Origin of the sequence: Serratia sp. CY83965 (assembly GCF_052166375.1) — a bacterium.
In the GTDB taxonomy this organism is placed as follows: Bacteria; Pseudomonadota; Gammaproteobacteria; order Enterobacterales; family Enterobacteriaceae; genus Serratia; species Serratia marcescens.
The window spans coordinates 13954-36315 of the sequence record NZ_JBJNOV010000019.1; the positions used below are offsets into that span (position 1 = coordinate 13954).

A 22362-nucleotide genomic window follows, 5' to 3' on the forward strand; every position below is an offset into this window, starting at 1 on the left:
TCACCGCCCTCCATGCGGCAGCGGGTGGCTCAGCCACTCCCCGTAGGCGTCCGCGTGGCTGCGCAGCACCTCCGGCTTTTGCCGCCGCGCCCAATAGACCACGAACGGCGTCAACCAGTGCATATGGCACATCCCGGCGGTCAGCTCGAACGGCCGCAGGATATCTTCCATCGGATAGTGGTTATAACCGCCGGTGCGGTAGGCGCCTTCCGGCTCGCCGGTGGTGATCACCGAGCGCCAGTATTTGCCCGCCAGCGCATTGCCGCCCACGCCGCTGGCGAAGCCGCGCGCCAGCACGCGATCCAGCCACTCCTTCAGCAGCGCCGGGCAGCTGTAGGTGTACAGAGGGTGCTGAAACACGATGACCTGATGCTCACGCAGCAGCTGTTGTTCGTGATGGATATCGATAAAAAAATCAGGATAGTGCGCGTAGAGATCGTGCACGGTGACATGTTCCAACTGCTGCGCCGGTCGAAGCAAAACCCGGTTCGCCACCGAGTCATGAGATTCCGGATGGGCATACAGCAGCAAGACCTTGGGCGGCTGCGACATCATTCCCCTCCAAAGCGTCGTCAGGGTAGCGGTTTTCCGTTACCATGCATCGCAAAGACAAAAACAGCGCGCGGTGCGCGTTCTGTTACCTTAATGATAATTTAACATACTCTGAACATACGGCGCTTTATGATTGTATTCTCCTCGCTACAAATCCGACGCGGCATCCGCGTCCTGCTGGACAACGCCACGGCGACGGTTAATCCAGGTCAGAAGGTCGGCCTGGTGGGCAAAAACGGCTGTGGCAAATCCACGCTGTTGTCACTGCTGAAGGGCGAGATCGCGGCGGACGGCGGCAGCTTCACCTTCCCCGGCAACTGGGCGCTGGCCTGGGTCAACCAGGAGACGCCGGCGCTGGACGTGCCGGCGATCGAGTATGTTATCGACGGCGACCGCGAGTTTCGCCAGCTTGAAGCCGAGTTGCAGGCGGCCAACGATCGCAACGACGGCCACGCCATCGCCACCCTGCACGGCAAGCTGGACGCCATCGACGCCTGGACCATCCGCTCCCGCGCCGCCAGCCTGCTGCACGGTCTCGGCTTCTCCAACGAACAGCTGCAAAGCCCGGTGCGCGACTTTTCCGGCGGCTGGCGCATGCGTCTTAACCTGGCGCAGGCGCTGGTGTGCCGTTCCGACCTCCTGCTGCTCGACGAACCAACCAACCACCTGGATCTCGATGCGGTGATCTGGCTGGAGCGCTGGCTGAAAAACTATCCCGGCACGCTGGTGCTGATCTCGCACGATCGCGACTTCCTCGATCCGATTGTCGACAAAATCCTGCATATCGAACAGCAGACCCTGAACGAATACACCGGCAACTACTCGTCGTTCGAACGCCAGCGCGCCACCAAATTGGCGCAGCAACAGTCGCTTTATCAGCATCAGCAAGAAAAAGTGGCGCACCTGCAAAGCTATATCGACCGTTTCCGCGCGCAGGCCACCAAGGCCAAGCAGGCGCAGAGCCGCATCAAGATGCTGGAGCGCATGGAGCTGATCGCCCCGGCGCACGTCGACAACCCGTTCACCTTCAGCTTCCGTCCGCCGGAAAGCCTGCCGAACCCGCTGCTGCGCATGGAAAAAGTCAGCGCCGGATATGGCGATAAAGTGATCCTGAAATCAATCAAGCTGAACCTGGTGCCCGGCTCGCGCATTGGCCTGCTCGGCCGCAACGGCGCCGGGAAATCGACGCTGATCAAACTGCTGGCCGGCACCCTTGAGCCGCTGAGCGGCGAGATAGGTCTGGCGAAAGGCATCAAGCTGGGTTACTTCGCCCAGCACCAGCTGGAATTCCTGCGCGCCGACGAATCGCCGTTGCAGCACCTAAGCCGCATCGCCCCACGGGTGCTTGAGCAGCAGCTGCGGGATTACCTGGGCGGTTTCGGCTTCCAGGGCGACAAGGTCAGCGAAGTGACCGAACGTTTCTCCGGCGGCGAGAAGGCGCGGCTGGTGCTGGCGCTGATCGTCTGGCAGCGCCCTAACCTGCTGCTGCTCGATGAACCGACCAACCACCTGGATCTCGACATGCGTCAGGCGCTGACCGAGGCGCTGATCGATTTCGAAGGCGCGTTGGTGGTGGTATCGCACGACCGTCACCTGCTGCGTTCCACCACCGACGATCTGTACCTGGTGCACGACGGTCAGGTCGAGCCTTTCGAGGGCGATCTCGACGACTACCAGCAGTGGCTTGTCGACCTGCAGCGCCAGGAAAGCCAGCAGGACGCACCGGAAAAAGAGAGCGGCGGCAACAGCGCGCAGGCGCGCAAGGATCAAAAACGCCGCGAGGCGGAGTTCCGTACGCAAACCCAACCGCTGCGCAAGCAGATCGCCAAGCTGGAACAGCAGATGGAAAAACTGGGCGCCGAGCTGGCGGCGGTGGAAGAGCAGTTGGCGGATCCCGCGCTGTACGACATCAGCCGCAAGGCCGAACTGACCGACTGCCTGCAAAAGCAAAGCCAGGCCAAATCCGCGCTGGAAGAGACGGAAATGACCTGGCTGGATGCGCAGGAACAGCTGGAGCAGTTAACGCAGGCGTTCGACGCCTAAGCCTCAGGCTTTGTAAAAAGGCCTATCCCCCAGAATGGTCGCGCGGTGCATGATGCGCCGCTGCGGCAGATAATCCGCGTTGGCGTAGTGCTGCGTCACGCGGTTATCCCAGATCGCCACGTCATTTTCCTGCCATCGCCAGCGCACCTGAAACTCCGGTTTGGTGATGTGAGCAAACAGGAAGTTCAGCAAAGCGTCGCTCTCCTTCGGCGCCAGATCGACGATCCGCGTGGTGAACCCTTCATTGACGAACAGCGCCTGCCGGCCGCTGACCGGATGGGTACGCACCACCGGATGCAGCAGCGGCGGGTTTTTCTGCACCGCCAGTTGCCAGCGCTGATGCTCCTCTTCACTGCCGCGATGCTTGTGCTCCGGGAACGACTTGGTGAAATCATGCTCCGCGCGCAGCCCCGCGAGCAGCGTTCTGAACGGCGCCGACAGCGCCTCATAGGCGGCGATGCCGCTGGCCCACAGCGTATCGCCGCCGGTGGCAGGCAGCGTCTTGGCCGCCAGGATCGCTCCCAGTGGCGGGTTCTCGATAAAGGTCACGTCGGTGTGCCAGTTGTCGTTGTCCGGCGGGTTGTCGTCGTGGGTATCGAGCACGATGATCTCTTCCACGTCGGTGGCGTGCGGATAGACCGGATGGATGTGCAGATCGCCGAAGCGGCCGGCCAGATCGCGCTGCTGCAGCGGCGTGATCGGCTGGTTGCGGAAGAACAGCACCTGATGCTTGAGCAGCGCATGATAAAGCTGTTCAAACTGGCCGTCGCCCAGCGGCCGGGCCAACTCGACGTTTTCCACCAGCGCCCCGATGTAAGGCCCCAGCGGGGTGATATTCAGACGTTCGTTCATTGCTGTACTCCATGCCACGGGGTCAGTCGGCGCTGCAGGGCGCGCAGCCCCAGCTCCAACCCAAATGCAATCACCGCAATCACGCCGATGCCGGCCAACACTACGTCGGTCGCCAAAAACTCACCGGCGGATTGCACCATAAATCCCAGGCCGCGCGTGGCGGCGATCAGTTCGGCGGCCACCAGCGTCGACCAGCCGACGCCCAGCCCGATGCGGATGCCGGTCAGGATCTCCGGCAGCGCACTCGGCAGCACCACGAAGCGCAGCACCTGCCAGCGCGTGGCGCCCAACGCGCGGGCGGCGCGCACCCGCACCTGCGCCACGCTGCGCACGCCGGCCACGGCGGACAGCGTCACCGGCGCGAAGATCGCCAGATAAATCAGCAAGATTTTCGAGGTCTCGCCGATGCCGAACCAAATCACCATCAGCGGCAGATAGGCCAGCGGCGGCACCGGGCGATAGATCTCAATCAGCGGATCGAGGATGCCGCGCACCGTGTCGTTCAGTCCCATGGCGATGCCCACCGGAATGCCGACAATCACCGCCGCCAGCAGCGCCACCAAAATGCGCCCCAGGCTGGCCGCCAGATGCTGCCATAGCGTGGCGTCCATAAAGCCTTGCGGGCTGGCAATGGTGATCAGTTGGTGCAGCACCTGCTGCGGCGGCGGCAAAAATAGCGGGCTGATCAGCTGCAGCGCCGTCACGCCCCACCACACCGCCAGCACCGTCAACAGCGTGGCGCCGCTCAACCAAACGTTGCGCGGCACGCTGAAACGGCGCGCCGCTTTGCCCTGCGGCTGGGCCGCGGCCTTCATAGTGGAATGCAGGCTCATAGCAAGGCCTCGCGCTGTTGGAAAACTTTGCCCAGCACGTATTCGCGCTGCGCGATAAATTCAGGATCGGACTTAATTGAGCGGCAGGCTTCGCCGTCGGCATAGCGTTGGCCGAAGTTCAGCGACAGCCGCTCCACCACCTGCCCCGGCCCCGGCGACAGCAGCAACAGCTCGCTGGCGAGGAACACCGCCTCTTCAATATCGTGAGTGATCAGCAGCACCTGCTTGCCGGTGTCGCGCCAGATGGTCAGCAGCAGCTCCTGCATTTGCTCGCGCGTGAACGCGTCCAGCGCGCCGAATGGCTCATCCAGCAACAGCAGACGCGGATCGGCGGCCAGGGCGCGGGCAATGCCGACGCGTTGGCGCATGCCGCCGGAAAGCTGCCAGATGAAGTGCTGTTCATAGCCCGCCAGCCCCACGCGCTGCAGCATCTGCTCCGCCACCTGGCGGCGCTGCGCCTTGCCGATGCCGGCCAGTTGCAGGCCGAACTCGACGTTGTCCACCACGTTGCGCCACGGCAGTAAGCCCTCATGCTGGAACACCACGCCCCGTTCGGCCCCCGGGCCGTGAACGGGCGTTCCATCCAGCGTGATGCTGCCAGCTGAAGGCTCGATAAACCCGGCGATCAAATTCAGCAGCGTGGTCTTGCCGCAGCCCGATGGGCCGAGCACCACCACCAGTTGCCCGGCGGCGATCTGGAACGACACGTCACGCAGCGCGGGCCGCCCCTGATACTCTGCTGAAAGATGATTGACGTTTAGCATCCTGCTTCCTTACGACTGCGGCGCAGCCTGCACCTGTTTCACAAAACGGTCGGTGACGTAAGCGCTGTAGTCGCTGTCGACCTGCGGGATCTTGCCCTGCTGCTTGAGGAATTCGGCGGTATCGCGGATTGCCTTGTCCACCGGCTGGCCGAGTTGGGCAACCTGATCGGCCACCGGCAGATAACGGTTCCCCTTAACCAGTTCCGGCACCTGCGCTTCCGGTACGCCGCTCAGGCGCGCCAGCGTGCTGAGATGGCTCGGATCTTTCAGCCACTGTTCCGGCGCCGCCAGGTAGGCCTTTTGCGCCTGCAGGGCGCTGGCGGCAAAGGCGGTCACTACGTCGGGATGTTTCTCGGCGAAGTCTTTGCGCACCACCCACACGTCCAGCGTCGGTGAACCCCATTCGCCCACCTGCGCGGAGTCGGTCAGCACCTTGCCCTGTTTGGCCAGTTCGTTGACCACCGGCGCCCAGACATAAGCGCCGTCGATGTCGCCGCGCTGCCAGGCGGCGGCGATGGCCGGCGGCTGCAGATTGAGGATCTTCACCTGTTCAGGCTTGATGCCCCAATGTTTGAGCGAGGCCAGCAGGCTGTAATGGGTGGTGGAAATAAACGGCACCGCAATGCGCTTGCCGATCAGATCCTGCGGGGTTTTGATGTCATTTTTCACCACCAGCGCTTCGGAGCTGCCGAGCTGCGAGGCGATGAGGAACACTTCGATGGGGAGTTTTTGGCTGGCGGCCACCGCCAGCGGGCTGGAGCCGATATTGCCGATCTGCACGTCGCCGGAGGCCAGCGCGCGCAGCACGCTGGAACCGCTGTCGAACTTACGCCAGTCGACGGTCGCGCCGGACTGTTTGGCGAAGCTGTTTTCCGCCTGCGCCACCTTGGCCGGCTCCGCCGACGTCTGGTACGCCACGGTCACGTCCACCGCGTAGGCGCTGGCCGCGCTGAGCGACAACGCCAGCAGCGCCGCGTTACGTAAAGAAAAGAGTTTGCCCGCCATGTTGCGCTCCGTTGATAAAAATCTGTTCAGTTGCTGACAGTTTTATCTGAGCGATGACGGGCGATAAAAGAATAAAAAAGTCTTCTTTATTACCTTAGGTAATATTAAAGCGGATCACAGCGCGATCGTCCCCCGCAAGAACACGTGAGCGTAGCCGCCCAGCAGCGTGCGGTCCCCTTGCAGTTCGCAGAACAGCTCGCCGCCGCGCGCCGAAATCTGCCGGGCGTGCAACCGATGGCGGCCGAGACGCGCCGTCCAATAAGGCATCAACGTGCAGTGCGCGGAGCCGGTGACCGGATCCTCACCGCCGTCGAGCGTGAAATAGCGCGAAACGAAGTCCACGGTGTCACCGGGCGCGGTGACGATGACCGCACGCCCGGTCAGCGCGATCAACGCGGGAATGTCCGGCCGCAGCGCGCGCACCTGCGCCTCGTTTTCAAGCACCACCAGCAGCGCTTTCGCCTGCCACACTTCCTGCGGCTGCACGCCCAACAGCGCCGCGAGGCCTGCCGGTTCGGCGACTTTCTGCGGCGGCCGGGCGGGGAAATCAAGTACCAGCCGCTCCCCGTCCTGCGCATCGCGCTTGACGAGCAGCTCGCCGCCGGCCGAACGGAAGCGAATATCTCGCAGCGCCGGGTTAACCGCGCTGAACATCACATGCGCCGCCGCCAGGGTGCCGTGGCCGCAAAGATCGACCTCGCGTTCCGGGGTAAACCAGCGGATGGCGGTCATATCGCCGTCATCCCAGACAAAGCTGGTTTCCGGCAGGCCGATCTCGTTGGCGATCGCCTGCAGCCGCTCCGCCGGCAGCGGCTGCGTCAGCAGGCAAACCCCGGCCGGGTTGCCGCGCAACCCTTCGCCGGTAAAGGCGACCACGTGATAATAGTTTTCCGCCATCGTTCCGCTCCTTAATGCCAAATCAGTAATACGCAGGCTGCCGTCAGCAGCCCCATGGAAACGTTGAAGATAACCCAGGCCTTTTTACTGCGCAGCAGGCGGCCGATCAGGGTGCCGAACGCCAGCCAGATAATGCCGGCGACGATGTTCACCGCCACAATGCCCAGCGCGATCGCCGCGATGGAACCGTTGTACTTATCGCCCGCCAGGCTGAAGCTCGCCACCGCGCCCAGCGCCATCAGCCAGGCTTTCGGGTTGAGGAACTGCAGCAGCCAGCCCTGATACAGCCGCACCGGCTGCGGCGGCGCCACGTCGGTTTCCAGTTTTTCATAGGCGGCGGTGGCCACTTTCCACGCCAGCCACAGCAGGTACAAACTGCCGAGGATTTTCAGGATCAGGTGCAGCGACGGGTAGATCAGGATCAGGCTGCCGACGCCGAACGCCACCAGCAGCAAAATGCTTTGCATGCCGAGCATGATGCCGACCATCAGCCACAGCGATCGCATAAAGCCGAAGTTAGCGCCGGAAGTGGTCAGCAGCAGATTATTGGGGCCAGGCGTGATGGCCGCGACCCACAGGAAGCCCAGCATCGAAAGGAATAAACTCGGTTCCATGGCACGGGTGCTCCTCACCCAAGGCGCTTTTTTGCAGTATCATTGTTAATTCTTGGTATTGAAGCTAACAGTGCGCTAGGGATCTCACAATAGCCGCCCACAACATTTTACTCAGCCTATGCCTAACACCTTTCGCCCTCTGACCGGGGCCAGTAACCCGCACCTGCAAACGCTGTTGCCGCGGCTGGTGCGCCGCCGCGTGTTATTGAAACCGCATTGGCAACGGCTGGAATTGCCCGACGGCGATTTCGTCGATCTCGCCTGGAGCGAGGATCCGGCGCAGGCGCGCGACAAACCGCGCGCGGTGCTGTTCCACGGCCTGGAGGGCAGCTTCTACAGCCCCTACGCGCATGGCCTGCTCAACGCCTGGCGCGATCGCGGCTGGCTGGGCGTGGTGATGCACTTTCGCGGCTGCAGCGGCGTGCCCAACCGCAAACAGCGCATCTATCACTCCGGCGAAACCGAAGACGCGCGCTTCTTTCTGCGCTGGCTGCGCGACCGCTACGGCGAAGTGCCAACCGCGGCGGTAGGCGTTTCGCTCGGCGGCAACATGCTGGCCTGCTATCTGGCGCAGCAAGGCGCCGACAGCCTGCTGCAGGCGGCGGTGGTGGTCTCGGCGCCGCTGATGCTGGAACCCTGCGCCTACCGCATGGAGCAAGGCTTCTCCCGCGTTTATCAGCGCTACCTGCTGGGGCAGCTGAAACAAAACGCCACCCGCAAGCTGTTGCACTATCCGGACACCCTGCCGCTCAAGCTGTCACAGCTGAACGGTTTGCGGCGCATCCGCGAGTTCGACGATGCCATCACTTCGCGCATTCACGGCTTCAGCGACGCCACCGACTATTATCGCCGCTGCAGCGCCCTGCCGCTGTTGCCGTCCATCCAGACGCCGCTGCTGATCATCCATGCGAAGGATGACCCTTTCATGACCCCTGAGGTGATCCCCGACGTCGCCGGCCTGCCGCGCAATATCGAATATCAGCTGACTGAGTTCGGCGGCCACGTCGGCTTCGTCGGCGGCACGCTGAAAAAACCGCACATGTGGCTGGAGCATCGCATTCCGGCCTGGCTTTCCCCTTATCTGGACATTCCGACGTGATTATTCCCTGGCAAGAACTGGCAACCGACACCCTGAACAGCCTGATCGAATCCTTTGTGCTGCGCGAAGGCACCGATTACGGCGAGCACGAACGATCGCTGGAGCAGAAGGTGGAGGACGTGCGCCGCCAGTTGAAAAACGGCGAAGTGGTGCTGGTGTGGTCGGAACTGCACGAGAGCGTCAACATCATGCCGCGCGGCCAGTTCCGCGCCGGGCAGGAAGAAATTTAGTGGCGCCCGGTTCTATGACTGACGGAAAAAATCAGGTAACAATGGGACATTGCAAACCAGCGCGCACCATTTTTTCCTGACATAGAGAGCGTCAACAAGAGCCACAATAATCCCCTGACGCCGGCGCATTCAACACGGAGTGACAACCACCATGTCTGCCAAACATCCCGTTATCGCGGTGACCGGTTCCAGCGGCGCCGGCACCACCACCACCAGCGTGGCGTTCCGCAAAATCTTCCAGCAGCTCAACATTCGCGCCGCCGAGCTGGAGGGCGACAGCTTCCACCGCTATACCCGGCCGGAAATGGACGCGGCGATCCGCAAGGCGCGCGATCTGGGCAGACACATCAGCTATTTCGGCCCCGAGGCCAACGACTTCGGCCTGCTGCAGCAGAGCTTTATCGAGTACGGCAAAAACGGCACCGGCCGTTCGCGCAAGTACCTGCACACCTACGACGAAGCGGTGCCCTACAATCAGGTGCCGGGCACCTTCACCCCGTGGGAGCCGCTGCCGGCGCCGACCGACGTGCTGTTCTACGAGGGTCTGCACGGCGGCGTGGTCACCGAGCACCATGACGTGGCCAAACACGTCGATCTGCTGGTCGGCGTAGTGCCGATCGTCAACCTGGAGTGGATCCAGAAGCTGATCCGCGATACCGGCGAACGCGGCCACTCCCGCGAAGCGGTGATGGATTCGGTGGTGCGCTCGATGGAAGACTACATCAACTACATTACGCCGCAATTCTCGCGCACCCACATCAACTTCCAGCGCGTGCCGACGGTGGACACCTCCAACCCGTTCGCCGCCAAGGCCATTCCCTCACTGGATGAAAGCTTCGTGGTGATCCACTTCCGTGGCCTGGACCAGATCGACTTCCCCTACTTGCTGGCGATGCTGCAGGGCTCGTTTATCTCGCACATCAATACGTTAGTGGTGCCGGGCGGCAAAATGGGGCTGGCGATGGAGCTGATCATGGCGCCGCTGGTGCAGCGGCTGCTGGAAGGCAAGAAGATCGAATAAGCGCGTTGAGCGCGGCGCCGAGCCGCGCTCCGTCTCGATTACGCCGGCTGACGGATCTCGAAGCTGTGGGTCACCGTGGCGGCCTTGTTGAGCATCAGCGCCACCGAGCAGTACTTCTCCGCCGACAGGTTCACCGCTCGCTCAACGATTTTGTCGGTCAGATCCTGGCCGGTAACGATGAAGTGCAGGTTGATATGGGTGAACAACCGCGGGGCTTCTTCGCGGCGCTCGGAGGTCAGCTTCACCTCGCAGTCGCGCACGTCGTTGCGCCCTTTTTGCAGGATGGAGACCACGTCGATCGCGCTGCAGCCGCCCACCGACATCAGCACCATCTCCATCGGGCTGGGCGCTTTATCACCGGCGTTGCCGTCCATCAGCACCTGATGGCCGGAGGCCGATTCACCCAAAAACGTTAACCCTTCCACCCATTTAACTCTTGCCTGCATTCTGGTCACTCCGGTTGATTTCTTAAAATCAGAGTACGCTTTCGCATAGAAACAGGCAACGTAACCTGATGCTAATCATGCTGAAGCGAGACAACACGAGACACCCGCCTTACTCTGTGCTACAAACAGAGCCGCAATAAATCTTTCCGGGACACTGTATTTCAGGGAAACGCCCAGAGAAAGGCTCCTTTACCGGTATGTTAACAGAATGTAGCTTGCAGCGCTTACGGCAAGTTAATATGCTAGAGCGACAGCGTATTTTTATGACACGCCTCAAAACTTGCCGGTAGCCCTCGCTCATGACTGCGGCTACAGGCGGGTTTTACAGGGAACTCTGACCCCTGTGACACAAGGCAGCGATAACAACAGAGGATAACAGCGAATGGTTCTCGGCAAACCGCAAACAGACCCTACTCTCGAATGGTTCCTGTCTCATTGCCATATCCACAAATATCCATCGAAGAGTACGCTGATTCACCAAGGTGAAAAGGCCGAAACGCTTTACTACATCGTGAAAGGCTCCGTCGCGGTGCTGATCAAGGATGAAGAAGGTAAAGAGATGATCCTGTCCTACCTCAACCAGGGGGATTTCATCGGCGAGCTCGGATTGTTCGAAGAAGGCCAGGAGCGCAGCGCCTGGGTTCGCGCGAAAACCGCCTGTGAAGTGGCCGAAATTTCCTACAAGAAATTCCGCCAACTGATCCAGGTGAACCCGGACATCCTGATGCGTCTGTCCGCCCAAATGGCGAGCCGCCTGCAGGTCACCTCCGAAAAAGTGGGCAACCTCGCCTTCCTGGACGTGACCGGCCGCATCGCGCAAACCCTGCTGAATCTGGCGAAGCAACCCGACGCCATGACTCACCCGGACGGCATGCAGATCAAGATCACCCGTCAGGAGATCGGCCAGATCGTCGGCTGCTCGCGTGAAACCGTTGGCCGTATTCTGAAAATGCTGGAAGATCAAAACCTGATTTCCGCCCACGGCAAAACCATTGTCGTCTACGGCACCCGTTAATCTCCGAAGAAACGGCGCAATCTGCGCCGTTTTTTTATCTGCTCTCTGCCATGTGGCGCCGCCTGATCTACCACCCGGAAATCAACTACGCACTGCGACAAACGCTGGTGTTGTGCCTGCCAGTGCTGTTCGGCTTGTTGATAGGCCAGCTGCAGCTCGGCCTGATGTTCTCTCTGGTGCCCGCCTGCTGCAATATCGCCGGTCTGGACACGCCGCATAAGCGCTTCTTTAAACGGCTGATCGTCGGCGGCTCGCTGTTCGCCTTCAGCAGCGTGCTGTTGCAACAGGCGCTGCTGTGGCACGTGCCGCTGCCGGCGCTGATGCTGGGCCTGGCGCTGCTGCTCGGCGTCACCGGTGAAATCAGCCCGCTGCACGCCCGGCTGTTGCCGGCGGCGCTGGTGGCCGCCATTTTCGCCCTCAGCACGGCCGGCACGGTACCTCTCTGGCAGGCGCCGCTGCTGTACGCGATCGGCACCGTCTGGTACGGCTTATTCACCTGGTTCTGGTTCAAGCTGTGGAAAGAGCAGCCGATGCGCGAGACGCTGAGCCAGCTCTACCTGGAGCTGGCGGACTATTTCGAAGCCAAATACTCGTTGCTGACCCAGCACACCGATCCGCAAACCGCGCTGCCGCCGCTGCTGGTACGCCAACAAAAGGTGATGGATCTGATCAGCCTTTTGTACCAACAGCTCAATTTCCTGCCGCACGCCAACAACCTCGAACAAAAGCGCCTGCAGCGCGCCTTTCAGGTGGCGATGGATCTGCAGGAGCACATCACCGTCAGCCTGCATTTGCCGGAGGAAGTACAAAAACTGGTGGAGCAGAGCCAGGCCGAAGCGATCATTCGCCGCAATGCACTGGTGATCGCCGGCCGGCTGCGCGTGGTGGCGCACGATATCCTCTACCATCAGCATTCGAAGCGCTTCTCCATGAGCCACGAACTGGCGGCGCTGGAAAAAATGGCGGCGCAGCATCCCGATAACCCGGTCGGCCAGTTTTGTTATTACCACTTCAGCCGCATCGCCCGCCTGCTGCGCACCCAGCATCCGCTGTACCGCCGCGACCTGATGCCCGGCCAGCACCGCCTGCCGTTTTGGCCGGCGCTGGCCAGCTATCTGTCGTTCAAATCCACCGCCCTGCGCAACGCCGCGCGGCTGGGGGTGACGCTGGCGGTCGGCAGCAGCCTGGGTGCGGTCTTCAACCTGCCGAAGCCATACTGGATCCTGCTCACCATCATGCTGGTGAGCCAAAACGGGTATAACGCCACCCGGGTGCGTATTCAGCACCGTGCGCTGGGCACGATTGCCGGACTGTTGCTGGCGGCCGGGCTGTTGCAGCTGCAGCTGCCGGAAGGAGAAACGCTGAGCATCATGCTGGTGATCACGCTGTTGGCCTACCTGGTTTCGCGCAAGAACTACGGGCTGTCGGTGATTGGCTTTACGGTCACGGCGGTTTACACCCTGCAACTGCTGGCGCTGAACGGCTCGCATTTTCTGGTACCGCGCCTGATCGATACGCTGATAGGCTGCGTGCTGGCGTTCGGCGGCACCATTTGGCTGTGGCCGCAGTGGCAAAGCGGGCTGCTGCGCAAGAATGCCCATCAGGCGCTGGAAAACGATCAAGCCGCGCTGCGGCTGATGCTGAAGCAACCGGAACCGGACGCCACCGCATTGGCCTATACCCGCATGCAGGTCAACCAGGCGCACAACGCGCTGTTCACCTCACTCAATCAGGCGATGCAGGAACCGGGGTTCGCGTCGAATTATCTGGCGGACATGCGGCTGTGGGTCACTCACAGCCAGTTCATCGTCGAACACCTGAACGCCATGACCATTCTGGCGCGCGAGCACTACATGCTGACGCCGAAACTGGCGGAAGCCTATCTGCAAACCTGTGAAATCGCGCTGCAAAGCTGCCAGCAGCGGTTGGAATACGACGGCCCGAGCAGCGGCAACAGCGGCATCATGCAACCGCCGGATCTGCATCCGGAGATGCCCGTCACCGAGATGGAACGTCATTTGCGCCGCATCCTGTCGCACCTGAACGTGATGCATACCATTTCGTCGCTGGCCTGGCGCCAGCGCCCACACCACGGCATCTGGCTCAAGCGCAAACTGCGCGATCAATAAGGGCGCGGCACGGGCTTCAGGCGTTGATCACATCCTGCACCGCCAGCTCGAACAGCGCCATGCCGGCCTCGATATCCTGCAGCTCCACCACCAGCGACGGCGCGAAACGGATCACGTTCGGCCCGGCGTTGAGGATCATCAGCCCACGCGCGGCGGCGGCGGTGAGGAAATCGCGCGCTCTGCCGTGATAATGCGGCGTCAGCTCGGCGCCGATCAGTAACCCCATGCCGCGAATGGCGGTGAAAATACCGTATTTATCGCCGATATCCTGCAAAACCTGCACATACAGCGCGTGGCGCTGTTCGATGCCGCTCAGCACTTCCGGCGTATTGATCACATCCAACGCCGCCTCCGCCACCGCGCAGGCCAGCGGGTTGCCGCCGTAGGTGGTGCCGTGAGTGCCCACCTGCATCACCGACGCAATCTCTTCGGTGGTCAGCATGGCGCTGACCGGGAAACCGCCGCCCAACGCCTTGGCGGTGGTGAGAATGTCCGGCGTCACGCCATAATGCATATAGGCGAACAGCTTGCCGCTGCGCCCCATGCCGCTTTGCACTTCGTCGAACACCAGCAGCGCCTGATGTTGGTCGCACAGCTCGCGCACGCCTTTGAGGAAGCCGGCGTCGACCGGCGTAATGCCGCCCTCGCCCTGAATCGGCTCCATTACCACCGCGCAGGTATGGTCGTCCATCACCGCTTTCACCGCCGCCAGATCGTTGAACGGCACGTGTACGATGTCGGCCGGCTTCGGCCCGAACCCGTCGGAGTATTTGGCCTGCCCGCCCACCGACACGGTGAACAGCGTGCGGCCGTGGAACGCGTTATAGAAGGCGATGATTTTGGTTTTGTAGGGGCTGTGGCGGGTGATGGCGTAATGACGCGCCAGTTTGAACGCCGCTTCGTTGGCCTCTGCGCCGGAGTTGGCGAAGAACACCCGGTCGGCAAAGGTGGCGTCGATCAGTTTGCTCGCCAGGCGCAGCGCCGGTTCATTAGTGAAGACATTGCTGGTATGCCACAGAGTCTCGCCCTGACGCTTGAGCGCCTCGACCAGCGCCGGATGGCAGTGCCCCAGCGCCGTCACCGCGATGCCGCCGGAAAAATCGATGTACTCTTTTCCCTGCTGATCCCAGACTCGGCTGCCTTGGCCGCGCACCGGCACAAACTGGGCCGGTGCATAAACAGGCAGGATCACTTGGTCAAAGGTGCTGCGACTCACTGCGGATTTTTCAGTCATTTTCGGCTCCACCCTGAAGGTTTTTCAGCGCTATCGTAATATTAGATTGAAAACATAATCACGAAATATGCATAAAAAACCAATCAAGCGCAAACGCAAAACGCCTGACGAGCGAAAAAAACGCATCGGGATTAACGGTTGAGGAAGTTATCCAGCAGCTGATGGCCCTGCTCGCTGAGCACGCTTTCCGGATGGAACTGCACGCCTTCCAACGCCAACGTGCGGTGGCGGATGCCCATGATCTCGTCGCGCACGCCGTCGCGTTCGCTCCAGGCGGTCACTTCAAAACAGTCCGGCAGCGTATCGGCTTTCAGCACCAGCGAGTGATAGCGGGTCACGGTCAGCGGATCGTTCAGGCCGCGAAACACGCCGACGCCCAGATGGCGAATGGCCGAAGTTTTGCCGTGCATCACCGCGCGGGCGCGCACCACCTCGGCGCCGAACGCCTGCCCCAGCGCCTGGTGCCCCAGGCACACGCCGAGGATCGGCAGTTTGCCGGCGAAATGACGAATAGCGGCCAGCGAGATGCCCGCTTCGTTCGGGGTGCAGGGGCCAGGGGAAATCACCAGATGCTGCGGCGCCAGCCGCTCGATATCGGCCAGCTGCAGCTCATCGTTGCGCTTCACCATCACCTCGGCGCCCAATTCGCAGAAGTACTGGTAAAGGTTATAGGTAAAGGAGTCGTAGTTATCGATCAGCAGCAGCATGTTAGGTCCGGCAGAGAAAAATGCCGCCACAGTGTACTGATTTAACCCGCCGCTGCCGACGATAATTTCCGCTTACTTTTTACGGCCGCCGGTGATCGACCCCAGCACGCCGCGCAGGATCTGGCGGCCGAGATCGCGCGCCATGCTCTTGGCGGCGGTCTGGACGATGCCGTCGCGTTTGCCGCCGCGCGGGCCGGTGGAACCGAACAGCAGTTCGTTCAAACCGTCCATCAGGCCGCCGCCCGTCTGTTGCTGCGCTTGCGCCTGCGGTTGCTGCCCCTGCTGCGCAGTGCCGACGGTGGCGAAACCGCCCGACGACAGCTTCTCGTAGGCGGACTCGCGGTCGATCATGTCTTCATAGCGGCCATACAGCGGCGACTTGTTGATCGCGCTGTTCAGCCCTTCCGCGCCGAGCATGCCCATCTTGGATTCCGGCGCGATCACCATCGCCCGCTCCACCACGTTCGGCCGGCCCTTCTCGTCGAGGAACGACACCAGCGCTTCGCCCACGCCCAGCTCGGTGATCGCCGTTTCGGCATCGAAGGCCGGGTTGGCGCGCAGGGTTTGCGCCGCCGTCTTCACCGCCTTCTGATCGCGCGGGGTAAAGGCGCGCAGCGCATGTTGCACGCGGTTGCCCAACTGGCCCAGCACGCTGTCCGGGATGTCCAGCGGGTTCTGGGTGACGAAGTAAATGCCGACGCCTTTCGAGCGGATCAGGCGCACCACCTGTTCAATCTTGGTCAGCAGCGCCGCCGGCGCATCGTTGAACAGCAGGTGCGCCTCATCGAAGAAGAACACCAGCTTCGGCTGTTCTGGGTCGCCCACTTCCGGCAGGTGCTCAAACAGCTCGGCCAGCAGCCACAGCAGGAACACCGAATACAGCTTCGGCTGATTGATCAGCTTGTCCGCCGCCAGCAGATTAATCACGCCGTGGCCGTTGGCGTCGGTTTTCATCAGATCGTTGATGTCCAGCATCGGCTCGCCGAAGAACTGGTTGGCCCCCTGCTCTTCCAGCGTCAACAATCCGCGCTGAATGGCGCCGATAGAGGCGGCAGAGATATTGCCGTACTGGGTTTGGAATTGTTTGGCGTTGTCGCCGACGAACTGCACCATGGCGCGCAGATCCTTCATGTCCAGCAACAGCAGCGCGTTGTCATCGGCGATTTTGAACACCAGCTGCAGCACGCCGCTTTGCACCTCGTTCAGATCCAATAGTCGCCCCAACAGCAGCGGCCCGAGATCGGAAATCGTGGCGCGGATCGGGTGGCCCTTTTCGCCGTAAATATCCCACGGGATAATGGTGCAGGCCTGCGGCTGCCAGTCGGTGACGCCAATCGCCGCCAGACGCGCCTGCAGTTTCTCGGAAGGCGCGCCCTCAGCGCCAATGCCGGACAGATCGCCCTTCACGTCCGACAGGAACACCGGCACGCCGATGCGCGAGAACTGCTCGGCCATTTTCTGCAGCGTCACCGTCTTGCCGGTGCCGGTTGCCCCGGTGATCAGCCCGTGGCGGTTGGCCAACGCAGGTAAAATCACCAGATCCTGCTCCGGTTTTCCGTCTTTCATCGCTTTGGCGATAATCCGTGGTTCACTCATTTTCGGTTCCTTTGACGCTGACGCGGCGCAAAACGCGCCTGTTGATGCAATAAAGCTATAAGCGCCGCGTAACCCCGTCAAGGACAAACAAAAAGGGCGCCGTCGGGACGCCCATGATGCCTGTCTTTTCAGAATCCCCCTAAGATCTGCGTCACCCCCGCAGCCCCAGTTGCTCCTTCAGCGCCTTCAAATAGCGCCGGCTGACCGGCACCGGATCGCCGGCCGACATGATCATCTCCGCCGCGCCGCCCTCTTCGAAGCGGATCTCGCGCACCTGCTCCAGGTTGACCAGATACTGCCGATGGCAGCGCACCAGCGGCGTACGGCTTTCCAGCGTGCGCAGCGTCAGCTCGGTGAAACATTCCATGCCGTCGCTGCGCACCACGAATACCCCGCTCAGCTTGGAACGGATCGCCAGCACTTCATCGAATCGCAACAGATAGATGCGGCTGTGGCCGGTGCAGGGAATGTATTTCAGGTAACCGGCGCTCTCATCCAGCGCCGTCACATCCTGCGGCGCACTGCGCTGCCGCAGGCGTTGCAGCGTCTTGCTCAACCGCATCGGCTCCGCCGGCTTCAGCAGATAGTCGAAGGCGTGCTCCTCGAATGCCTGCACCGCGTATTCGTCGTAGGCGGTCAGAAACACGATGTGCGGCATCCGGTTGGGATCCAGCATGCCGACCATTTCCAGCCCGCTGATGCGTGGCATCTGGATATCGAGAAACACCACGTCCGGCTGCAGCCGGTGGATCTGGCTGATGGCTTCGATGGCGTTGGCGCACTCGCCGATAATCGAGATCCCCGCTTCAGATTCCAGCAGGTGGCGCAGGTTGTCGCGCGCGGAAGGTTCATCGTCAACAATCAGTGCATTTAACATCAGGCGGCCCTCTCCATAGGGACATTAAGCGTAATGCGGGTGTAGGCATCCGGCCGGCAATCCACCTGCACGCCATAGCCTTCGCCGTAGCGCACGCGAATGCGTTTATCCACCAAGTTCATGCCCAGGCCGCTGCCGTCCGGTTTCGGCTGGAACAGCCCGGCGTTGTCCGTCACCTGCAACAGCAGATGCTCGCCTTCGCAGCAGGCGCCGATTTCGATGCGGCCCACGCCCAACAGATGCGAGGTGCCATGCTTGATGGCATTCTCGACGATCGGCTGCAGCGAAAACGCCGGCAGCCGCGCCGCCAACAGCGCCTCCGGCAACGATACCGCGATCTCCAGCCGATCGGCGAAGCGCGCTTTCTCTATCTGCAGGTAGGCGTTTACATGTTCAATTTCGTCCGCCAGGCTGACTTCGTCATCCGAGCGTTTGAGGTTTTTACGAAAGAAGGTCGAGAGGGACTGCACCAGATCGCAGGCGCGCTCGCCATCGCGGCGGATCACCGCTACCAGGGTATTCAAGGCATTGAACAGGAAATGCGGATTGACCTGCGCATGCAGCAGCTTGATCTCCGACTGCGCCAGCAGTTGCTTGTGGCGCTCGTACTGTCCGGCCATGATCTGCGCCGACAGCAGGCTGGCGATACCTTCGCCCAGCGTACGGTTGATGGTGCTGAACAGCTGGCTTTTCGGTTCATACAGCTTGATGGTGCCGATGACCCGCTGGTTTTCGCCGCGCAGCGGGATCACCAGCGTCGATCCCAGCTTGCAGGCCGGATTGATCGAGCAGCAGTAAGAGAGCTGATTGCCGTCGGCGTACACCACCTCGTTGTTGTCGATGGCGCGATGCGAATGCACCGAGGCGATCGGCGTGCCCGGCAGGTGGTGATCGTCGCCGATGCCGATAAACGCCAGCAGCTTGTCGCGATCGGTGATCGCCACCGCGCCGATGCCCAGCTCCTGATAAATCACCCGAGCAACCTTCATGCTGTTTTCCTGATCGAAGCCCTGCCGCAGGATGCCCTCGGTGCGCTCGGCGATCTTCAGCGCCTTGGAAGAGAAAGCGCTGGTGTATTTCTCGAACATCGCGCGCCGATCCAGCAGGATTTGCATAAACATCGCCGCGCCGACGGTATTGGCGATCATCATCGGCAGCGCGATGTGTTCCACCAGCTGCAACGCCTCGTTATAAGGGCGCGCCACCGCCAGAATGATCGCCATCTGCAGCACTTCCGCCACCAGCGCCACGCCGCCGACGAACAGCGGATTGAACAGCAGCTCGATGCGCCCCCGGCGCATGGCGATGCTGTGCACGATGCCGCCGACCAGCCCCTCGGACACCGTGGAGATCGCACAGGCAACGTCGGTCATGCCGCCGAGCGTATACCGGTGCAAGCCGCCGGTCAGCCCGACTAGAAAGCCCACGGACGGCCCGCCCAGCAGCCCGCCCAGGACCGCGCCTATCGCGCGGGTGTTGGCGATCGAATCCTGAATATGCAGCCCGAAGTAGGTGCCCATGATGCAAAACACCGAGAAGATCACGTAGCAGAGCAGCTTGTGCGGCAAGCGAATGGTCACCTGCATCAGCGGAATGAACAGCGGGGTTTTGCTCAGCAGATAGGCGATAACGAGATAGACGCACATCTGCTGCAACAGCAACAGCACCTGGTTAAATTCATACATGGCAGCAACTCATCCAGAGACAACAAAGGGCGAACGCCGGATTTCCGGTCTGGTTATTGTCTGCCGATTAAAGCATGGGGCGCGGGAGAAAACAGTGATGAAGGCAAGGCTTCGGGAGGAAGGACGGCCGACCCCGACGGGATCGGCCAAAAAATTTACGGCAGCACCTTGGCCGACAGAATCACCACCGGTTTGGTCGGCACATTCTGGTAAGGGCCGACGTTGCCGGTCGGCACCTGAGCGATCTTGTCCACCACGTCCATGCCTTTCACCACTTTGCCGAACACCGCGTAGCCGAAGTCGCGCTGGCCGTGATCCAGGAAGGCGTTATCCGCCACGTTCAGGAAGAACTGGCTGGTGGCGCTGTCCTTGTCGGCGGTGCGCGCCATCGAGATGGTGCCGCGCAGGTTGCGCAGGCCGTTGTCGGCTTCGTTCTTGATTGGCGCCTTGGTGGATTTTTGCTGCATGTCAGCGGTGAAACCGCCGCCCTGGATCATGAAGCCCGGGATCACGCGGTGGAAAATGGTGTTGTTGTAATACCCGCTGTTCACGTAATCGACGAAGTTCTGGGTGGAAACCGGTGCCTTCTGGCTGTCGAGCGCCAATTCGATATTCCCCGCCGAGGTCGTCAGCATGACGTGGGTCTCACCGGCGGCGAGTGCGGCTGGTGCCACTGCGGACAGGGAACACAGCGCGACGAAGGTCACTAAAGTACGTTTGAACATTAACGGGTCCTTTCTCTGAGAGACAAACAACGGAAAAGCGCTTTGATTCTAAAGAGCTGTATCGGCAAGTGCCAGCCATTTACCTATATTTACCCAATTACGGGACATATCCTAGGCGGCCCTGAATTTTGCTGCGGAAAGTATGGGCGCAGAAGGCTTTTTTGCCAACCGCATCACGCATTTTTTGCCCCGTGCCGCCCCGGGGCGGTTTTTGCGATCTGCCTCCCAGTTTGCACACGCATTGTCGTTACTCTATATAAATGAGAGCGCTCTCATTATAAAAAGAACGGATACTGAAGCATCCCACGGCGGCGTCGCCGCGCAACCCCTGGAGAAATGACGTGAGTGAATTGATGACTGAAGTCAGCCCCGAGTTTGAAAGCACCATCATGGAACTGCTGGTGTTCTCCGGCAGCGCGCGCAGCAATGCGTTGATGGCGTTGCGGCAAGCGCGCGCCGGCGACTTCGCCGCCGCGGCCAAACACATGGCCGAATCCAAAGAATGGGTGAAGAAAGCACACCTGATCCAGACCGAGCTGATCGGCCTGGACGAAGGCTGCGGCAAGCTGGCGATCAACCTGATCACGGTACATGCGCAGGATCATCTGATGAACGCCATGGTGATCCAGGATCTGGCCGACGACATGATCGAGCTCTATCGCCGTCAGTCGCAAACGGAGGGCCGCCAATGAGCACGCTCAAAATCGCGGTGATCGGCGGCGGCAGCAGCTACACTCCCGAACTGGTCGATGGGCTGATCCAGCGCATCGAGGAGCTGCCGGTCACCGAACTGGCGCTGGTGGACGTCGAGCCGGGCCGGCAAAAAGTGGAAACCATCGCCGCTCTGACCCGCCGCATGCTGGCGCGCCACGGGCTGGAGCAGGTGAAGGTCAGCGTGCACTTCGCGCTGGACGACGCCATTCGCGGCGCCGCTTTCGTGCTGACCCAGTTCCGCGTCGGGCAACTGCCGGCGCGCGCCGCCGATGAACGGCTGGGCCTCAAATACCAGCTGCTCGGCCAGGAGACGACCGGCGTCGGCGGCTTCGCCAAGGCGCTGCGCACCATTCCGGTGATGCTGGATATCGCCCGTCGGGTGGAAAAGCTGGCGCCGGACGCCTGGATCATCAACTTCACCAACCCGGCCGGTATCGTCACCGAGGCGGTGTCTCGCTTTACCAAAGCGAAGATCATCGGCCTGTGCAACGTGCCGATCAGCATGCATCACATGATCGCCAACATGCTGCAGGCGCCTTACGCCGACGTGCAGCTGCGGTTCGCCGGCTTGAATCACATGGTCTGGGTGCATCAGGTCACGCAGCAGGGGCGCGACGTCACCGCCAAAGTGATCGACATGCTGTGCGACGGCGCGGCGCTGACCATGAACAACATCAAGGAAGAGCCCTGGCAGCCGGACTTCCTGCGCGCGCTCGGCGCGATCCCCTGCCCGTACCACCGCTATTTTTACCAGACCCGTGAGATGCTGGCGGAAGAGATGGCCGCCGCCGGCGAGCGCGGCACCCGCGCCGAGCAGGTGATGCAGGTGGAGAAAGAGCTGTTCGAGCTGTATGCCGATCCGCAATTGAACACGAAACCGGAACAGCTCAGCTTCCGCGGCGGTTCTTTCTATTCCGAGGTTGCGCTGGAGCTGATTCGTGCTATCCATAATAATCTCGGCACGCAATTAGTGGTCAACACCGCAAACCGCGGCGCGATCCATGGCCTGCCGGACGATGCTGTGATAGAAATCAACTGTATCGTCGATGCCCAAGGCGCGCATCCGCTGACGTTCGGCCCGCTGTCGGAGCCGATGCAGGCGCTGACGCAGCAGGTGAAAGCCTACGAACGCCTGACCATCGAGGCCGCGGTGCACGGCGATCGCCGCAGCGGCTTGCTGGCGCTGATCGCCAACCCGCTGGTGGGCAACGCCAACCTGGCGCAGCCGTTGCTGGACGAGGTGTTGACGATAAACGCGCCGTATTTGCCGCAGTTCAGGTAAGCGCCTGCGCGGTATGACAGGGGTTCGGCGCGCCGAACCCAT

The 22362-nt window shown here is 61.5% G+C and carries 22 protein-coding genes; 8 read left to right on the forward strand and 14 right to left on the reverse strand.

Annotated elements, in window-relative coordinates; all coding sequences use genetic code 11:
* Positions 1-552, reverse strand: a complete 552-nt coding sequence (kefG, locus tag ACJ8PL_RS23570) for a glutathione-regulated potassium-efflux system ancillary protein KefG (protein ID WP_028127618.1) — start codon at positions 550-552, stop codon at positions 1-3.
* Positions 553-681: 129 nt separating this feature from the next.
* Here kefG and ACJ8PL_RS23575 point away from each other — a divergent pair, with 129 nt between their 5' ends.
* A complete protein-coding gene (locus ACJ8PL_RS23575; protein ID WP_016930336.1) occupies positions 682-2595 on the forward strand; it encodes an ABC transporter ATP-binding protein in 1914 nt (637 codons plus the stop codon).
* A 3-nt stretch (positions 2596-2598) separates the two neighbouring features.
* Here the strand turns inward: ACJ8PL_RS23575 and tauD are convergent, their stop codons facing one another.
* The 6 genes from tauD to ACJ8PL_RS23605 form a co-directional block, all read right to left on the reverse strand.
* Complete coding sequence (tauD, locus tag ACJ8PL_RS23580) at positions 2599-3447, reverse strand: taurine dioxygenase (RefSeq protein ID WP_016930337.1); 849 nt, start codon at positions 3445-3447, stop codon at positions 2599-2601.
* The gene (tauC, locus tag ACJ8PL_RS23585; protein WP_117287521.1) at positions 3444-4280 is read right to left on the reverse strand and encodes a taurine ABC transporter permease TauC; all 837 of its coding nucleotides are present in this window, start codon (positions 4278-4280) and stop codon (positions 3444-3446) included. The genes tauD and tauC overlap by 4 nt, the downstream gene beginning before the upstream one ends.
* Complete coding sequence (gene tauB, locus ACJ8PL_RS23590; protein WP_079452452.1) at positions 4277-5044, reverse strand: taurine ABC transporter ATP-binding subunit; 768 nt, start codon at positions 5042-5044, stop codon at positions 4277-4279. Before tauB ends, tauC begins: the two co-directional genes overlap by 4 nt.
* A gap of 9 nt (positions 5045-5053) precedes the next feature.
* Positions 5054-6049: a taurine ABC transporter substrate-binding protein gene (tauA, locus tag ACJ8PL_RS23595; RefSeq protein ID WP_079452451.1), complete on the reverse strand. Its 996-nt coding sequence runs from the start codon at positions 6047-6049 to the stop codon at positions 5054-5056.
* Between the two features lie 114 nt (positions 6050-6163).
* Positions 6164-6946, reverse strand: a complete 783-nt coding sequence (locus ACJ8PL_RS23600) for a PhzF family phenazine biosynthesis protein (protein ID WP_442531420.1) — start codon at positions 6944-6946, stop codon at positions 6164-6166.
* A gap of 11 nt (positions 6947-6957) precedes the next feature.
* Positions 6958-7560, reverse strand: coding sequence for a LysE family translocator (locus ACJ8PL_RS23605; RefSeq protein WP_033639232.1), 603 nt, complete (start codon positions 7558-7560; stop codon positions 6958-6960).
* Between the two features lie 118 nt (positions 7561-7678).
* On the opposite strand from ACJ8PL_RS23605, the gene ACJ8PL_RS23610 reads away from it, so the two are divergent.
* The 3 genes from ACJ8PL_RS23610 (at position 7679) to ACJ8PL_RS23620 (ending at position 9910) form a co-directional block, all read left to right on the forward strand.
* Complete coding sequence (locus ACJ8PL_RS23610; RefSeq protein WP_016930342.1) at positions 7679-8659, forward strand: hydrolase; 981 nt, start codon at positions 7679-7681, stop codon at positions 8657-8659.
* The gene (locus ACJ8PL_RS23615; protein ID WP_004930376.1) at positions 8656-8889 is read left to right on the forward strand and encodes a YheU family protein; all 234 of its coding nucleotides are present in this window, start codon (positions 8656-8658) and stop codon (positions 8887-8889) included. The genes ACJ8PL_RS23610 and ACJ8PL_RS23615 overlap by 4 nt, the downstream gene beginning before the upstream one ends.
* 151 nt (positions 8890-9040) lie before the next feature.
* Positions 9041-9910 carry a phosphoribulokinase gene (locus ACJ8PL_RS23620; RefSeq protein ID WP_016930343.1) on the forward strand — a complete coding sequence of 290 codons (870 nt, stop codon included), beginning with the start codon at positions 9041-9043 and terminating at the stop codon, positions 9908-9910.
* 38 nt (positions 9911-9948) lie between these two features.
* On the opposite strand, the gene ACJ8PL_RS23625 is transcribed toward ACJ8PL_RS23620, so the two are convergent.
* The gene (locus ACJ8PL_RS23625) at positions 9949-10356 is read right to left on the reverse strand and encodes an OsmC family protein (RefSeq protein WP_004930372.1); all 408 of its coding nucleotides are present in this window, start codon (positions 10354-10356) and stop codon (positions 9949-9951) included.
* Positions 10357-10738: 382 nt separating this feature from the next.
* Between ACJ8PL_RS23625 and crp the strand changes: the two genes are divergently transcribed.
* Together crp and ACJ8PL_RS23635 are read left to right on the forward strand one after the other, a co-directional pair.
* A complete protein-coding gene (gene crp, locus ACJ8PL_RS23630; RefSeq protein ID WP_004090925.1) occupies positions 10739-11371 on the forward strand; it encodes a cAMP-activated global transcriptional regulator CRP in 633 nt (210 codons plus the stop codon).
* A 50-nt stretch (positions 11372-11421) separates the two neighbouring features.
* A complete protein-coding gene (locus tag ACJ8PL_RS23635; protein WP_049300707.1) occupies positions 11422-13500 on the forward strand; it encodes a YccS/YhfK family putative transporter in 2079 nt (692 codons plus the stop codon).
* A 16-nt stretch (positions 13501-13516) separates the two neighbouring features.
* On the opposite strand, the gene argD is transcribed toward ACJ8PL_RS23635, so the two are convergent.
* The 6 genes from argD to ppiA form a co-directional block, all read right to left on the reverse strand.
* Complete coding sequence (gene argD / locus ACJ8PL_RS23640; protein WP_049300709.1) at positions 13517-14734, reverse strand: bifunctional acetylornithine/succinyldiaminopimelate transaminase; 1218 nt, start codon at positions 14732-14734, stop codon at positions 13517-13519.
* 131 nt (positions 14735-14865) lie between these two features.
* Positions 14866-15441, reverse strand: a complete 576-nt coding sequence (locus ACJ8PL_RS23645; RefSeq protein ID WP_016930347.1) for an aminodeoxychorismate synthase component II — start codon at positions 15439-15441, stop codon at positions 14866-14868.
* Positions 15442-15513: 72 nt separating this feature from the next.
* Positions 15514-17037 carry a helicase HerA-like domain-containing protein gene (locus ACJ8PL_RS23650; protein ID WP_016930348.1) on the reverse strand — a complete coding sequence of 508 codons (1524 nt, stop codon included), beginning with the start codon at positions 17035-17037 and terminating at the stop codon, positions 15514-15516.
* A 151-nt stretch (positions 17038-17188) separates the two neighbouring features.
* On the reverse strand, positions 17189-17914 hold the full coding sequence (gene btsR / locus ACJ8PL_RS23655) for a two-component system response regulator BtsR (protein WP_282677309.1): 726 nt from the start codon (positions 17912-17914) through the stop codon (positions 17189-17191).
* Entirely contained in the window at positions 17914-19599 is a 1686-nt protein-coding gene (locus ACJ8PL_RS23660; protein WP_016930350.1) for a sensor histidine kinase, read from the reverse strand. The genes btsR and ACJ8PL_RS23660 overlap by 1 nt, the downstream gene beginning before the upstream one ends.
* Before the next feature lie 155 nt (positions 19600-19754).
* Positions 19755-20324 (reverse strand): peptidylprolyl isomerase A, encoded by a 570-nt coding sequence (gene ppiA, locus ACJ8PL_RS23665; RefSeq protein WP_015379288.1) that lies wholly within the window; start codon positions 20322-20324, stop codon positions 19755-19757.
* 353 nt (positions 20325-20677) lie between these two features.
* Here ppiA and ACJ8PL_RS23670 point away from each other — a divergent pair, with 353 nt between their 5' ends.
* Positions 20678-21016 carry a PTS lactose/cellobiose transporter subunit IIA gene (locus ACJ8PL_RS23670; protein WP_016930352.1) on the forward strand — a complete coding sequence of 113 codons (339 nt, stop codon included), beginning with the start codon at positions 20678-20680 and terminating at the stop codon, positions 21014-21016.
* Positions 21013-22320 carry a 6-phospho-beta-glucosidase gene (locus ACJ8PL_RS23675; protein ID WP_016930353.1) on the forward strand — a complete coding sequence of 436 codons (1308 nt, stop codon included), beginning with the start codon at positions 21013-21015 and terminating at the stop codon, positions 22318-22320. The genes ACJ8PL_RS23670 and ACJ8PL_RS23675 overlap by 4 nt, the downstream gene beginning before the upstream one ends.
* Positions 22321-22362 lie beyond the last annotated feature (42 nt).